The organism is Polynucleobacter cosmopolitanus, assembly GCF_002224225.1.
Lineage (GTDB): Bacteria > Pseudomonadota > Gammaproteobacteria > Burkholderiales > Burkholderiaceae > Polynucleobacter > Polynucleobacter cosmopolitanus.
Window position 1 is genome coordinate 411,027 of record NZ_NJGG01000001.1, and the last position, 13,589, is coordinate 424,615.

The following is a 13,589-nucleotide window of genomic DNA, read 5'->3' on the forward strand; positions in this document are numbered from 1 at the left end:
GATGAGCAGCCACGCCATATTTGATTACATCGTTGTTGGTGCTGGTAGTGCCGGTTGTGTATTGGCTAATAGGCTTTCAGCAGATCCCCGATACAACGTGTTGCTGATTGATGCTGGCAGCAAGGATGATTATCTTTGGATTCACATACCAGTTGGTTATTTGTATTGCATTAATAACCCTAAAACTGATTGGATGTTTAAAACTAAGTCTCAAGCAGGCCTCAACGATCGTACTCTCATCTATCCGCGCGGAAAAGTATTGGGCGGCTCCTCATCTATTAACGGCATGATTTACATGCGTGGACAAGCCCAAGACTATGATCAGTGGGCTAGCGAAACTGGAGATTCATCTTGGTCCTGGGACAATGTGTTGCCCTACTTTAAAAAGATGGAAGACCATCACTCAGGGGCTTCCGAGTTTCATGGTGTCGGCGGTGAGTGGCGCGTAGATCGTCAGCGTCTCAAATGGAAAGTGCTGGATATTTTTAGGGGTGCTGCGGAGCAAGCAGGCATTCCCCCAATCAATGACTTTAATCGCGGAAACAATTTTGGTTCTTCCTATTTTGATGTATCTCAAAAAAATGGATGGCGCCTTAATGCTTCCCAGGCTTTCATTAAGCCCATCAGAAGTCGCAAGAACCTGACTGTTTTAACGGGCGCAAACATTGATCGTTTGGTGATCAATGGTTCACGTTGTGAGGGCATTTCTTTTTCATACGATGGGCAGGAGCAAATTGCGATAGCAGAAAAAGAAGTTCTTCTGTCAGCCGGTTCAATTGGTTCTGTACAAATTCTTGAGCGCTCAGGCGTTGGTGACGAAAAAAGATTGCAGTCTTTAAATATCCCAGTTGTGAAGCATTTACCTGGTGTTGGAGAAAATCTTCAGGACCATCTTCAAATCAGATTAGTATACAAAGTAAGCGGCTTAAAAACATTGAACATGTTGGCTTCGCGCTGGTGGGGCAAATTATTAATTGGTCTTCAATATGTTTTAACCAGAAGCGGCCCCATGTCGATGGCGCCCTCTCAACTGGGAGCATTTGCTCATTCATCGGCTGCTCATGAGCGACCAAACATTCAGTACCACGTTCAGCCCCTGTCCCTTGATAAGTTTGGTGATCCGCTTCACTCTTTTAATGCATTCACCGCGAGCGTTTGTAATTTACGACCAAGCTCTAGAGGAAGCGTTCATATAACTTCTAAAGAATTGAGTGAACCACCCGCCATCAATCCTAATTATTTGGCCTCTAGTGAAGATAAACAGGTTGCTCTTGATGCGCTTCGCTTCACAAGAAATATCATGCAGCAAAAAGCATTTGATGATTTTGATGTGAAAGAGTTTCGCCCGGGCGCTTCATTTAATTCAGATGAAGAGTTGTTAAAACAAATTGGAGAAATTGCCACCACGATTTTCCATCCGGTGGGCACATGCAAAATGGGCAAGGCTGATGACCCTATGGCGGTCGTCGATTCTGAGTTGAAAGTATTTGGCTTGAGTGGATTGCGAGTTGTGGATGCCAGCGTTATGCCAACCATTACTTCTGGAAATACGGCAGCCCCGACCATGATGATTGCTCAAAAAATAGCCGACAAGATTTTGGCTGACAGCGACTAATGGAATTCGATCTTTTCCACTGGACAACACTATTGTTGTTTGTCGCCGCGTTCGGGGCTGGTTTTGTGGATTCTGTTGCTGGTGGCGGTGGCTTGATACAAGTCCCTGCTTTATTTGCCATCTACCCTAACGCAAATCCTGCAACTTTATTGGGTACAAACAAGCTCGGCTCTATTGGCGGAACCCTAATTGCTGCCAAAAGATATCTAAAAGTCGTTAAATTACCTTATTTTATTATAATTCCGGCGATTGTCGCCGCATTCATTGGTTCGTTTTCTGGCGCAGCAGTGGTTAAAAGCATGTCTGCCGATGTATTTCGAGTCTTGCTACCAATTATTTTGATTGCTTTGTTGGTTTACACCATCAAGCAACCTTCCATGGGCATGGCCCATGCTCCAGTGGTCGATGGAAGAAAAAAAATTGTGCATGCACTCCTCTTGGGCGGCACCATTGGTTTTTATGATGGTTTCTTTGGGCCGGGAACTGGTAGCTTTTTGCTGATTGGCTTTATTCGAATATTTGGCTTTGATTTCTTGCATGCATCAGCCGCAACCAAGCTGGTGAATGTCACCACTAATTTTGCCGCTATCTTATTGTTTGCTTCATTTGGCCATATTGCTTGGCAAATTGGTTTTGCGATGATGGCCATGAACATTGCCGGCAGCATCTTTGGGTCCCATTACGCTCTGCGGCATGGAAACACCTTTATTAGAAAAGTATTTGTTGGGGTTGTTGCCGCACTGATTCTAAAGACGGTGTTTGATGCTTTGCGTTATTTTGAGGTGATTGCTTAGGAGTTTGTTGCTAGCTCAAAAAGTTTCACGTGAAACATTCATAATTTGCCCAAAATAATTGAGTGAAACAGGCGGGGGTGATATCATCGCCGCCCTAAGCAGGGTTTTTTATGGACTTTTCAATTAAATATGATGTGATAGTGATTGGTGGTGGGCACGCTGGCTCAGAGGCAGCTTTAGCCTCAGCCAGAATGGGTTGCCGCACCCTGCTTTTGACTCACAGCATAGAGACTTTGGGGGCCATGAGCTGCAATCCTTCAATTGGCGGGATTGGCAAAGGCCACCTCGTCAAAGAGATCGATGCCCTTGGTGGCGCAATGGCTGAAGTCACTGACTTGGCTGGAATACAGTTCAGGATATTAAATTCCAGTAAAGGCCCTGCTGTTAGAGCTACTCGAGCTCAGGCGGACCGCGCTCTTTACAAAACTGCCATGCGCAGTAAATTAGAAAACCAAGAAAACCTCACCATTTTCCAGGCAGCAGTTGATGATTTGATTGTTCGTGACGATCAAGTCTGTGGCGCAACCACACAATTAGGTTTGAGCTTTTATGCTTCCCAGGTGGTTTTAACCGCAGGAACCTTTCTAGATGGAAAAATACACGTCGGTTTAGATAACCACTCCGGTGGTCGCGCTGGTGATCCCGCAGCGATAAGACTTTCCAGCAGATTAAAAGAATTGAAGCTTCCACAGGGGCGCCTAAAAACAGGAACACCACCAAGGATTGATGGGCGCACCATTAATTTCTCTGTCATGCAGGAGCAGCCTGGCGATTTAGACCCTTTGCCAGTCTTTTCTTATTTGGGGCGACCAGAGTTCCATCCTAAGCAACTCCCCTGCTGGATCAGCCATACCAATGAAAAAACCCACGATATTATTCGTGGAGGTCTTGATCGCTCACCAATGTATACCGGCGTGATTGAGGGTGTTGGTCCAAGGTACTGCCCTTCCATAGAAGACAAGATACATCGGTTTGCTGGCAAGGACAGCCACCAAATATTCTTAGAGCCCGAGGGCTTAACTACCCACGAGTTTTATCCAAATGGCATATCAACCAGCCTTCCCTTTGATGTTCAGTGGAGTTTGGTGAGAAGTATTCGTGGTCTTGAGAATGCCATGATTGTGCGCCCCGGCTATGCCATTGAATATGACTACTATGACCCAAGAGGCCTAAAGCCAAGCCTGGAAACCAAAGCAATCAAGGGCCTGTTCTTCGCCGGCCAAATCAATGGTACAACCGGTTATGAAGAGGCTGCCGCACAGGGTCTATTGGCTGGCATCAATGCTGGATTAAGCGCCAAAGGCAAGGATGCGTGGTATCCAAGGCGTGATCAGGCCTATTTGGGCGTTTTGGTGGACGATTTGATTACCAAGGGAGTTCAAGAGCCCTATCGGATGTTCACAAGCCGAGCTGAATATCGTTTAAGCCTCAGAGAAGACAATGCAGATGCCAGGTTAACTGAGCAAGGTCGTGAACTAGGGCTGGTCGATGATCGTCGCTGGGAGTTCTTCTGTAAAAAGCAAGAGGCTGTTTCACGTGAAACACAGCGACTTAAGTCAACTTGGGTGAGTCCAAAGCTGATCAATGCAGCGGAGTCAGAGTTTTTACTTGGTCAGGTCATTGCCCATGAATACAGTTTGGCCGAGTTATTAAAGCGACCAGGGATCACCTACGAAAATCTCACAACCTCATTTGATGGCCGGTGGTCAGCTGAACCGCTCGACCAAGACGTTGTTTTAAGGGATCAAATTGCCGAGCAGGTTGAGATTGCTATTAAATACCAGGGCTATATCGATAGACAGGCCGCGGAAATTGCTCGTCATGCCTATCATGAAGAAATGACCTTGCCCCCAGACATCAATTATTCAAAGGTTTTGGGCTTGTCGATGGAGGTTCAGCAGAAGCTCAGCCTTCATAAGCCTAACACCCTGGGTCAGGCTTCAAGAGTTTCTGGTGTTACACCCGCTGCCATATCTTTGCTTTTGATCCATTTAAAAAAGGGTTTGGGCCGACGCCCCAGCGCTGATTGATGGAAAAAGATTCACAACAAGCTCTGCTTAATCAATTAAGCGATGGTGTCAGGGGTCTTAATTTAGAACTCTCTGAAGAGACCATTCAGCGCTTGTTGGACTATTTGATCGAATTTCAGCGGTGGAATAAAACCCATAACTTATCCTCAATTCATGACTTAAATCAGTCAGTTACCTTGCACCTGCTTGATTCTTTGGCGGTTCTTCCTTACTTAGATAGTTACATTGAGAAATTACCAAAATCCGACGAGGCTTTTACTCTGGCAGACCTTGGGTCTGGCGGCGGCCTTCCCGGAATTCCTTTGGCGATCTGCCGCCCTGAATGGAAACTTCATTTGATGGAGGCGGTTCAGAAAAAGGCCGTATTTTTACAGCACATCGTGACCAAGTTTCATTTAGATAATGTAAAAGTCCATGGCGCACGAATTGAAGACACTGCCCCAGTCCTGGCGTCATCTATAACATGTTGTATTTCAAGGGCTTTTTCAGATTTCGGCAAATTCATAGCGTTGTCTGAGCCAATGCTTAAAACGGGCGGCTTATTGTGGGCAATGAAAGCCCGAGCCCTCGATGAAGACCTAAAAACGATCCCGAGCACCTGGAAGATTCAAAGCGATTATTTGTATAGCGTTCCAGGGCTTGATGCTGAAAGACGGCTTTACGAGCTGGGCCGCGTGAGAGAATTCAAGGCTTAATTAAAAGAAGACATATATGGCAAAAATATTTTGCGTAGCAAACCAAAAAGGTGGCGTTGGTAAAACCACCACCACCGTTAATTTGGCAGCAAGCTTAGCAGCACAAAAGCAACGAGTTTTGGTCGTTGACCTTGACCCGCAAGGCAATGCCAGCATGGGTTCGGGCATCGATAAGATGGGTTTGCAGCAAAGTGTTTATCACGTCTTAATTGGCATGTCTGATGTGTTAACTGCCAGAGTTAAATCGGAAACCGGTGGGTATGATGTTCTTCCAGCAAATCGAGAGCTCGCTGGCGCTGAAGTTGAGCTGGTTGAGTTCGATGAGCGTGAAGAAAGGCTTAAAAATGCCCTGGCTCCAGTTCTTAATGAATATGACTTTATCTTGATCGACTGCCCCCCTGCACTTTCACTATTAACCTTGAATGGTCTTTGTGCCGCCAATGGTGTGATTGTGCCGATGCAATGCGAGTACTTCGCTCTGGAGGGCTTATCAGATCTAGTCAACACCATCAAACAAGTGCACGCCAATCTCAATCCAAACTTAACCATCATCGGTTTGTTGCGCGTCATGTTTGACCCAAGAACAACTTTGCAGCAGCAGGTTTCAGATCAATTAATGGAGCACTTTGGAGATAAGGTTTTTAACACCATCATTCCAAGGAATGTTCGCTTGGCTGAAGCACCATCTTATGGCATGCCTGGCGTGACATTTGATAAAGCCTCGCGTGGTGCACAAGCTTATATGCAATTCGGTGCAGAGATGATTCAGCGCATAAAAACAATGTAATGGATAAGAAAAGAATATGACAACAATCAAAAAAAAGGGTTTGGGGCGCGGCCTAGAAGCCCTCTTGGGCGCCAACGATAAAGCCAGCAGCAATGCGGGCGGTGTGGCAATGCTTCAAATCAGTCAATTACAGGCTGGCAAGTATCAGCCACGTAAAAATATGGTGGATGCATCATTACAGGAATTATCTGAAAGCATCAAAGAGCAAGGCATCATGCAGCCTTTGCTGGTAAGAAGCGTTGCATCAGGTAAGTACGAAATCATTGCCGGAGAGCGTCGTTTTCGCGCAGCCACTATGGCGGGCCTTAAGGAAGTTCCCGTATTAATCAAGCAGGCAAACGATCAAGCCACTGCAGCCATGGCCTTGATTGAAAACATGCAACGAGAAGATTTGAATGCCTTGGAAGAGGCCAACGGTCTTGCCCGACTGATTGAAGAGTTTGGATACACACACGACAAGGCGGCTCAGGCTGTCGGAAAGTCGCGCAGCGCGGTTTCAAACTTATTGAGATTAATCCAATTGGCAAAGCCTGTTCAGCTGATGCTTGCCAAGGGTGAGCTAGACATGGGTCATGCCCGCGCCCTTTTGCCCCTTGATGCGGCTGCACAGGTAAGCCTTGCCCAAAAAATCGTGATTCAAAAGCTTTCAGTGCGCGAAGCCGAGCAAATGGCAACCAAACTGGTTTTGAATAAAACCCAAGTTGGCAGCACCAAAAAGGCCAAAATCAAGTCTGACCCAGACTTAAGACAGCTTCAAGAGAGGTTATCCGACCAGCTAAACCTAGCAGTTGAAATCAAGCAAAAAAGGCGCGGCGGTGAAATCAGCATTAAATTCAGCCAATTTGATGAATTGGACGGGTTTTTGAAGCGTCTCGGTATCGAGTAAGTGTGAATTTTTTATGAATTGCATTGACCCAAAGCCCTCAGATTCTGTAAAATCTCGTGGCTTTGTACCTGGAGTTGTGCATAAAGCTGAAATTGATAAAAATGCTATTTGGAGCAATGAGTTGGCTGATTCTGAGGAATTATCTAAACCGTTGACAAGGGCTGAACTGGAAGTAATTTTGGGTTCAGAGGCGCTCAAGCCAAGCAAATTTTCGGTTAAGCGTTTATTTGTACTTCAGGCACTGGTAACGTTGATCTCCTGCTTTGCTTGGGCTTGGTCAGTAAAGGGTAAGCCGTTTGGCTTAGACTCTTCTGCCATATCCTCATTGCTTGGTGGTCTTATAGCAATCATCCCCGCGGGGTTGTTTGCTTTAAGAGCAAAGTTACTGGCAACAAAAGCGTTTGGATTAAATGTTGCAAGGCCTTCAATAGTTGGTCTTGTAACTGGGGAGTTAATAAAAATCATTGCAACAGTTGCAATGTTTTTTTTGGTAATAGTTTTTTATCCAGAATTGGATTGGTTACCGTTGTTGTTGACTTATGTGCTGGCGCTAAAGTGTTATTGGTTGGTCTGGATACTAAGAAAATAATGACATACAAGGATAGAGGAAAGTAAACGATGGCAACAGAAGCAACGGGAGCGGCATTAACGCCCACGGGTTACATTTCTGAGCATTTGCAAAACTTAAATACTTTGCACGCAAAGCAAGAAGCGATCATTGATTTTTCTGTTGTTAATTTAGACACCGTTTTTTGGTCTCTACTAATGGGCTTGTTGGTTACGGGCTTTTTATTGATCGCCGCGCGTCGCGCAACTGCAGGTGTGCCTGGCCGCTTTCAGGCCATGGTTGAGTTGTTGGTTGAGTTTGTTGAAACACAATCAAAAAATATTGTTCACGGCGATCGCTCTTACATTGCCCCATTAGCCCTGTTTGTGTTTTGTTGGATCATACTAATGAATACGCTGGATTTAGTTCCAGTCGATTGGGTTCATGGCGTTAATGGATTCTTGGGAATTTTTGGAAGTGTCCACGTTCCTCATCACAAGCTTGTGCCAACAACAGATTTAAACGCCACACTCGGAATGTCATTATCCGTTTTAATTTTGATGATTTTTTATAGTCTCAAAATTAAAGGTGTGGGAGGATTTGTGCACGAGTTAATTTCAGCACCGTTTGGCGCAAAGTGGTACTTAGCCCCATTCAATCTAATCATGAACTTCATTGAATATATTGCAAAAGCCGTTTCATTGGGCATGCGATTATTTGGCAATATGTACGCAGGCGAGTTAGTATTTTTACTGATCGCTCTGTTAGGCGGCATTTGGCATTTTAGTGTCGACTTATCGATCCTTGGTTTTGTGGGCCATGTTATTACTGGTGCAGCCTGGGCGATTTTCCATATTCTCGTAATTCTGTTGCAGGCTTTCATCTTTATGATGTTGACTTTGGTTTACATTGGTCAAGCACATAGCCACCACTAATTTTTTTATTCACAACTGTTTTTTTACTTAGGAGCAATCATGCAAGAATTTCTAGCAAACATTCAAGGTTTAACTGCCATCGGTATCGGCATCATCATTGGTTTGGGTGCATTGGGTGCCTGCTTGGGCATTGGATTAATGGGCGGTAAATATATTGAAGCTTCTGCTCGTCAACCAGAGTTAATGGAGCCATTACAAACAAAAATGTTTTTGTTGGCAGGCTTGATTGACGCCGCGTTCTTGATCGGTGTTGGTGTTGCGATGTTGTTCGCGTTTGCAAACCCATTGCTTGCTGTAATTAAGTAATAGGCGTAGTTATTGACGGGCGCAATTTGAGCGCTCGTGGATATTTGTCATTGTGACCGAAAGGAACTAAACGTGAACCTAAACGCGACGCTATTCGCGCAGATGGTCGTCTTCTTTATTTTGTGGTGGGTCGTAGCCAAATTTGTTTGGCCACCATTGGTAAAGGCATTAGACGAGCGAGCCACAAAAGTGGCTGATGGTTTGGCTGCCGCTGAGCGCGGTAAGGCTGATCTTGAGTCTGCAAAAAAACGTGCTGAACAAGCATTGTCAGAAGCTCGCAATGAAGGCACTCAGCGTATTGCTGATGCTGAAAAGCGCGCACAACTATCAGCTGAAGAAATTAAAGCAAATGCTCAAGCAGAAGCTGCTCGCATCATTGCTCAAGCCAAAGCCGAAGCCGATCAACAGGTAACGCGTGCAAGAGATGCCTTGCGCACAGAAGTAGCTGCATTGGCAGTGAAAGGTGCAGAGCAAATTTTGCGTCGTGAAGTTGATGCAAAAGCACACGCTGGTTTATTAGATCAGCTTAAGGCAGAGCTTTAATATGGCAGACTTAGCTACTATTGCCCGCCCTTATGCTGAGGCTCTTTTTAGAAGTGCAAAGCCTGCAGATTTATCTGCTTGGGCAGAGCAGCTAGAAGAGTTGGCACAAATTGCTAGTAACCCTGAATTGTTAGCAGTGGCCAATAATCCAAAGTTAGCTACAGCAGAGTTGCTACAAATTTTATTGAGTGGTGTTAAAACAAAGCCAGCAGACGTTGTAAAGAATTTTGTGGAAGTATTAACGCAAAATCATCGTCTACAGGCATTGCCAGAAATTTCTGCTCAATTTACAACTTTGAAAAATGCTCAAGAAGGTGCTGCAGAAGTTTTGATCACAAGCGCGTTCCCGCTGCAAGGCGAAGAATTAAAAAGTTTGTTATCAACATTGAAGAAGCGCTTTGGTGGAAGAGAGCTACGTCCTACAGTAAATGTAGACCCAGAATTGATTGGCGGAGTGTGCGTACAAGTAGGTGATGAGGTGTTAGACACTTCAGTTAAAGCCCGCTTGATATCGATGCAAACCGCTCTTAGCGCATAACCGAATAAGATCCCAGGAGTAAGCAAATGCAACTCAACCCATCAGAGATCAGTGAACTGATCAAGAGCCGAATCAGCGGTGTAGGCGTTGGCGCCGAAGTCCGTAATCAAGGCACAGTAATTTCAGTAACAGACGGTATTTGTCGTGTTCATGGCTTGTCAGGCGTGATGCAGGGTGAAATGCTTGAATTCCCAAACAACACACTTGGTCTTGCGCTTAACTTAGAGCGTGATTCAGTTGGTGCTGTTATTTTGGGTGAATATGAGCACATCAGTGAAGGCGACCCAGTTAAATGTACCGGTCGTATTCTTGAAGTTCCAGTAGGTCCAGAATTATTGGGTCGTGTTGTTAATGCTTTGGGTCAGCCGATTGATGGCAAGGGTTCAATCAATGCAAAAATGACAGACTTTATTGAGAAGGTTGCTCCTGGCGTTATTGATCGTCAGTCAGTTAGCCAGCCTCTTCAAACAGGTTTGAAATCAATTGATGCGATGGTACCAATTGGCCGTGGTCAGCGTGAGTTGATCATTGGTGACCGTCAAACTGGTAAAACAGCTGTTGCTGTGGATGCCATCATCAACCAAAAAGGTAAAGGCATTCGTTGCGTATACGTGGCGATTGGCCAAAAAGCCTCTACGATTGCAAACGTATTGCGTAAGCTAGAAGAGCAGGGCGCGATGGAGTACACAGTGATTGTTGCTGCAACTGCATCTGACTCTGCAGCGATGCAGTACTTGTCAGCATATGCTGGCTGCACAATGGGTGAGTATTTCCGTGATCGCGGTGAAGATGCATTGATTGTTTACGATGACTTAACCAAGCAAGCGGTTGCTTATCGTCAAGTATCACTATTATTGCGTCGTCCACCAGGTCGTGAAGCTTATCCTGGCGACGTATTCTATTTGCACTCACGTTTGCTTGAGCGCGCTGCTCGCGTTAACGAAGTGTATGTTGAGAAATTCACAAATGGTGCAGTTAAAGGTAAGACAGGTTCATTGACCTCATTGCCGATCATTGAAACTCAAGCGGGTGACGTTTCTGCTTTCGTTCCAACCAACGTGATTTCTATTACTGACGGCCAAATCTTCTTGGAAACAGACTTGTTTAACGCAGGCGTTCGTCCAGCGATTAACGCGGGTATTTCTGTTTCACGTGTGGGTGGTGCAGCTCAGACTAAAGTCATTAAGAAATTATCTGGCGGTATCCGTACAGACTTAGCGCAGTACCGTGAATTGGCAGCGTTTGCTCAGTTCGCTTCTGATTTGGACGAAGCAACACGCAAGCAGTTGGAGCGCGGTCGTCGTGTTACAGAATTGCTCAAGCAACCACAATATCAGCCTCAACAAGTTTGGCAGTTAGCATCTTCATTGTATGCAGCCAACAACGGCTTCTTGGATGACTTGGATGTGAAACATGTTTTGGCCTTCGAAAAAGGTTTGCATGATCATCTAAAGAGTAAGTTTGCTGATTTGATCGGCCGTATTGAAGACACTAAGGATCTCTCGAAAGAAGACGAAGCTGCATTGCGCGCTGCGATCGAGGACTTTAAACGTTCGGCTTCTTTCTAAGAAGTAAGGAGAGCCGATATGGCCGGAACTAAAGAGATACGGACAAAGATCAAGAGCGTACAAAATACGCGCAAGATCACCAAGGCGATGGAAATGGTCGCCGCATCTAAGATGCGGCGTGCTCAAGAGCGCATGCGAAATGCACGTCCTTACTCAGAAAAAGTAAGAAATATTGCTGCGAACTTGGGTAAGGCCAATCCAGAGTATCGCCCTGCTTATTTGATTGAGCGTGAAGTCAAAAATGCTGGTGTGATTGTTGTGACAACCGACAAAGGTCTTTGCGGTGGTATGAATACCAACGTGTTGAGAGCTTTGACAAATACCATGAAAGAGTTGGACTCTAAAGGTGTTTCATTGTCATGCACTCCAATTGGCATGAAAGGCTTACAGTTCTTAAATAGAATCAAAGCAAAGGTTGTTTCTCATGTAACTCAAATGGGCGACACTCCGCACTTAGAAAAACTCATTGGTGCAATCAAGGTTCAATTGGATGCGTATGAAAATGGTGAAGTAGATGCTGTTTATTTGGCATACACAAAATTCATCAACACAATGAAGCAAGAGCCAGTGGTTGAAAAACTATTGCCTCTTTCAAGTGAAAAAATAACACAAACAACTGAAGAAGCTCGTGAGTATGGTTGGGACTATTTGTACGAACCAGACCCACAATCAGTGGTGGATGAATTGTTGAAACGTTACGTTGAAGCGTTGATTTACCAAGCAGTTGCAGAAAACATGGCGTCTGAGCAGTCTGCTCGTATGGTTGCCATGAAAGCTGCTTCTGATAATGCGAAAAACGTGATTGGTGAGTTGCAGTTGGTTTACAACAAAACACGTCAAGCAGCCATTACCAAAGAGTTGTCCGAGATCGTCGGCGGCGCTGCGGCAGTTTGATAACGAAAGTATTGTAAAAAATTAGTGATCGGAGAACTACGATGAGCAACGGAAATATCGTTCAGTGTATTGGCGCGGTGGTGGACATTCAGTTCCCACGTGACAAAATGCCAAAAATTTATGACGCATTGATCTTGGAAGAGAGCAGTGAGGCATCTTTTGCAGAAAAAGGTTTGACCTTTGAAGTGCAACAACAATTAGGTGATGGCGTTGTTCGTGCTATTGCCATGGGCTCAAGCGATGGCTTGCGTCGAGGCATGGGCGTTAAAAACACAGGCAAGGGAATCTCAGTGCCTGTTGGCCCAGCCACATTGGGACGCATCATGGACGTGTTGGGTCGCCCAATCGACCAAGCTGGTCCAATCGGCACAGAAGAGCGTCGCGCGATTCACCAATTGGCTCCAAAGTTTGATGAGCTATCACCATCCGTTGACCTACTTGAAACAGGCATCAAAGTTATTGACTTGGTTTGCCCGTTTGCAAAAGGCGGTAAAGTTGGTTTGTTCGGTGGTGCTGGTGTTGGTAAGACAGTTAACATGATGGAGTTGATCAACAACATCGCTAAGCAACACTCAGGTTTATCAGTGTTCGCGGGTGTTGGTGAGCGTACTCGTGAAGGTAACGACTTCTACCACGAGATGAAGGACTCAAACGTTCTTGATAAAGTTGCGATGGTTTTCGGTCAGATGAACGAGCCACCTGGTAACCGTTTACGTGTTGCTTTGACTGGTTTGACAATGGCTGAGCGTTTCCGTGACGAAGGCCGTGACATTTTGTTCTTCGTTGACAATATCTATCGTTACACATTGGCCGGTACAGAAGTATCTGCTTTGTTAGGCCGTATGCCATCAGCTGTGGGTTATCAGCCAACATTGGCTGAAGAAATGGGCCGTTTACAAGAGCGTATTACATCAACAAAGACTGGTTCTATTACATCAATTCAGGCCGTTTACGTTCCTGCCGATGACTTAACAGACCCATCACCTGCTACAACATTCTTGCACTTAGACTCAACAGTTGTTTTGTCACGTGACATCGCTGCTTTGGGTATCTATCCAGCGGTTGACCCACTTGACTCAACAAGCCGTCAGTTGGATCCACAAGTCGTTGGTGAAGAGCACTATGCAGTTGCTCGCGGTGTACAAACAACATTGCAGCGCTATAAAGAGTTGCGCGACATTATTGCGATTTTGGGTATGGACGAATTGTCACCAGAAGATAAGCAAGCTGTTGCACGTGCACGTAAGATTCAGCGTTTCTTGTCACAGCCATTCCACGTGGCGGAAGTGTTTACAGGTTCACCTGGCAAGTACGTTCCACTTAAAGAAACTATCCGCGGCTTCAAGATGATTGTTGACGGTGAGCTTGACCATTTGCCAGAGCAGGCATTCTATATGGTTGGCGGCATTGACGAAGCCATCGAAAAAGCTAAGAAGTTGCAGTAAACCAAG

14 protein-coding genes are annotated in these 13,589 nt (G+C 45.4%); all 14 read left to right on the top strand.

Translation table 11 applies throughout. From position 1 onward, the window contains the following. Position 1 precedes the first annotated feature (1 nt). The 14 genes from AOC33_RS02120 (at position 2) to atpD (ending at position 13,583) form a co-directional block, all read left to right on the top strand. On the top strand, positions 2-1,615 hold the full coding sequence (locus tag AOC33_RS02120) for a GMC family oxidoreductase (RefSeq protein ID WP_425439817.1): 1,614 nt from the start codon (positions 2-4) through the stop codon (positions 1,613-1,615). Next, a complete protein-coding gene (locus AOC33_RS02125) occupies positions 1,615-2,409 on the top strand; it encodes a TSUP family transporter (RefSeq protein ID WP_089514952.1) in 795 nt (264 codons plus the stop codon). The genes AOC33_RS02120 and AOC33_RS02125 overlap by 1 nt, the downstream gene beginning before the upstream one ends. 110 nt (positions 2,410-2,519) lie before the next feature. Next, positions 2,520-4,439: a tRNA uridine-5-carboxymethylaminomethyl(34) synthesis enzyme MnmG gene (gene mnmG, locus AOC33_RS02130; RefSeq protein WP_089514953.1), complete on the top strand. Its 1,920-nt coding sequence runs from the start codon at positions 2,520-2,522 to the stop codon at positions 4,437-4,439. After that, entirely contained in the window at positions 4,439-5,134 is a 696-nt protein-coding gene (rsmG, locus tag AOC33_RS02135) for a 16S rRNA (guanine(527)-N(7))-methyltransferase RsmG (protein ID WP_089514954.1), read from the top strand. Before mnmG ends, rsmG begins: the two co-directional genes overlap by 1 nt. A 16-nt stretch (positions 5,135-5,150) precedes the next feature. After that, on the top strand, positions 5,151-5,921 hold the full coding sequence (locus tag AOC33_RS02140) for a ParA family protein (RefSeq protein WP_089514955.1): 771 nt from the start codon (positions 5,151-5,153) through the stop codon (positions 5,919-5,921). Positions 5,922-5,937: 16 nt separating this feature from the next. Continuing rightward, the gene (locus tag AOC33_RS02145; RefSeq protein ID WP_089514956.1) at positions 5,938-6,807 is read left to right on the top strand and encodes a ParB/RepB/Spo0J family partition protein; all 870 of its coding nucleotides are present in this window, start codon (positions 5,938-5,940) and stop codon (positions 6,805-6,807) included. A 13-nt stretch (positions 6,808-6,820) separates the two neighbouring features. Further along, positions 6,821-7,396: an ATP synthase subunit I gene (locus tag AOC33_RS02150; protein ID WP_089514957.1), complete on the top strand. Its 576-nt coding sequence runs from the start codon at positions 6,821-6,823 to the stop codon at positions 7,394-7,396. 29 nt (positions 7,397-7,425) lie between these two features. Continuing rightward, positions 7,426-8,289: a F0F1 ATP synthase subunit A gene (atpB, locus tag AOC33_RS02155; RefSeq protein WP_089514958.1), complete on the top strand. Its 864-nt coding sequence runs from the start codon at positions 7,426-7,428 to the stop codon at positions 8,287-8,289. Positions 8,290-8,328: 39 nt separating this feature from the next. Next, positions 8,329-8,595 (top strand): F0F1 ATP synthase subunit C, encoded by a 267-nt coding sequence (atpE, locus tag AOC33_RS02160; RefSeq protein ID WP_089514959.1) that lies wholly within the window; start codon positions 8,329-8,331, stop codon positions 8,593-8,595. Positions 8,596-8,667: 72 nt separating this feature from the next. Continuing rightward, on the top strand, positions 8,668-9,138 hold the full coding sequence (locus AOC33_RS02165; protein ID WP_089514960.1) for a F0F1 ATP synthase subunit B: 471 nt from the start codon (positions 8,668-8,670) through the stop codon (positions 9,136-9,138). 1 nt (position 9,139) lies between these two features. After that, a complete protein-coding gene (locus tag AOC33_RS02170; protein ID WP_089514961.1) occupies positions 9,140-9,676 on the top strand; it encodes a F0F1 ATP synthase subunit delta in 537 nt (178 codons plus the stop codon). Positions 9,677-9,702: 26 nt separating this feature from the next. After that, positions 9,703-11,244, top strand: a complete 1,542-nt coding sequence (atpA, locus tag AOC33_RS02175) for a F0F1 ATP synthase subunit alpha (protein WP_089514962.1) — start codon at positions 9,703-9,705, stop codon at positions 11,242-11,244. 18 nt (positions 11,245-11,262) lie between these two features. Beyond that, positions 11,263-12,138 carry a F0F1 ATP synthase subunit gamma gene (gene atpG, locus AOC33_RS02180; RefSeq protein ID WP_089514963.1) on the top strand — a complete coding sequence of 292 codons (876 nt, stop codon included), beginning with the start codon at positions 11,263-11,265 and terminating at the stop codon, positions 12,136-12,138. 41 nt (positions 12,139-12,179) lie between these two features. Next, on the top strand, positions 12,180-13,583 hold the full coding sequence (gene atpD / locus AOC33_RS02185; protein WP_089514964.1) for a F0F1 ATP synthase subunit beta: 1,404 nt from the start codon (positions 12,180-12,182) through the stop codon (positions 13,581-13,583). Positions 13,584-13,589: the final 6 nt, after the last annotated feature.